Below are 1174 nucleotides of genomic sequence, written 5' to 3'. Positions count from 1 at the left end.
ACGCCTTATGTCTTTGAACTTCCCTACTGTAGTGGCCGAGAACCCGGCGTGCGCGCCCGATAACGCCTCGGTGTAGCCGCACCGTAATTCAGCAGGGGCCGCACGCCGGATCTCGCGCCCTGCGCCCGGACAGTTGATCGAGGTTTCCCTCGAACTGATAAGCGTGGGCCTCGGGCGCGATGTTCTCGACAGGCCAACTCTAGCGGAGAAGCGGGCATGACGGCAGTGGGAATCGACGTAGGCAAGGCGTCACTGGATGTGGCTATCGATGGGGCGCCCGGGGTGGCGCGTTTCGCCAATACTGCCGCCGGGATCGGCAAGCTGATCAAACGGTTGAAAGCGGTCGTCGAGGCGCGGGTGGTGGTCGAGGCGACCGGTGGCTACGAGGACGCGGTGCTCGATGCCTGCTGCGATGCCGGCCTCTGGGTGGCCCGGATCAACCCGCGCCAGGCACGGGATTTCGCCCGAGCCACCGGTGAGTTGGCCAAGACCGATGAGATCGATGCGCGGCTGCTGTGCCTGCTGTCGCGGTTGTTCGCTGGGCGACTGCGCCGCTACGAGGCGGCCGCCCCCTGGCAACGCGACCTGCGAGGCTGGTTGAGGCGTCGCGGCCAAGTCGTGACCACGCTGCAGGCGCAGAAGCAGCAAGCGGCCATGGCGCCGGCCACGATCGGCAAACTGATGGCGCGTACGGTCGCCGCGCTCCGGCACGAGTTGGCCGCCATCGATCGTGAGATGAAGGAACTGCTGGATGAACACCTGACGCCGGCGCTGCGATCCTCCAAAGGTATGGGGCCGATCTTCCAAGCCACGAGCCTGGCGCTGTTGCCCGAGCTCGGCACGTTGACGCGGCAGCAGATCGCCAAACTGGTCGGTGTGGCTCCGATGAACCGCGACAGCGGCCAGACGCGAGGCAAGCGTAGGATCCGCGGAGGTCGTGCACCCGTACGTGTGGCGCTCTACATGGCCACCTTATCGGCCGTGCGCTGGGATCCGGTGATGAAAGCGCACTACCAGCAACTGCGCGAACGCGGGAAGGTGGCCAAGGTCGCCCTGGTGGCCTGCATGCGAAAGCTGCTGACGATCGTCAATGCACGGCGTCGCGATGAGCTGATGGCAGGAGCCTCGATGGCGGCCTGACCATTCATCGGAAGACAGTTGCTGAATTAAGCCG

Annotated in this window: 1 protein-coding gene; it reads left to right on the top strand. The window is 65.4% G+C overall.

Annotation, left to right across the window (positions count from 1 at the left end; translation table 11 throughout):
• The first annotated feature begins 216 nt into the window (after nt 1-216).
• The gene (locus AX730_RS02710) at nt 217-1140 is read left to right on the top strand and encodes an IS110 family transposase (RefSeq protein ID WP_083537669.1); all 924 of its coding nucleotides are present in this window, start codon (nt 217-219) and stop codon (nt 1138-1140) included.
• Nucleotides 1141-1174 lie beyond the last annotated feature (34 nt).

The organism is Pseudoxanthomonas mexicana, assembly GCF_001556105.1.
GTDB lineage: Bacteria > Pseudomonadota > Gammaproteobacteria > Xanthomonadales > Xanthomonadaceae > Pseudoxanthomonas_A > Pseudoxanthomonas_A mexicana_A.
The sequence above is the reverse complement of the archived record's forward strand: the minus strand, read 5'-3'. Positions and strand labels throughout refer to the sequence as shown.

What these genes read in the sequence shown, in the direction of transcription:
- AX730_RS02710 (WP_083537669.1), top strand. Translation starts at nt 217, where the DNA reads ATGACGGCAGTGGGAATCGACGTAGGCAAGGCGTCACTGGATGTGGCT.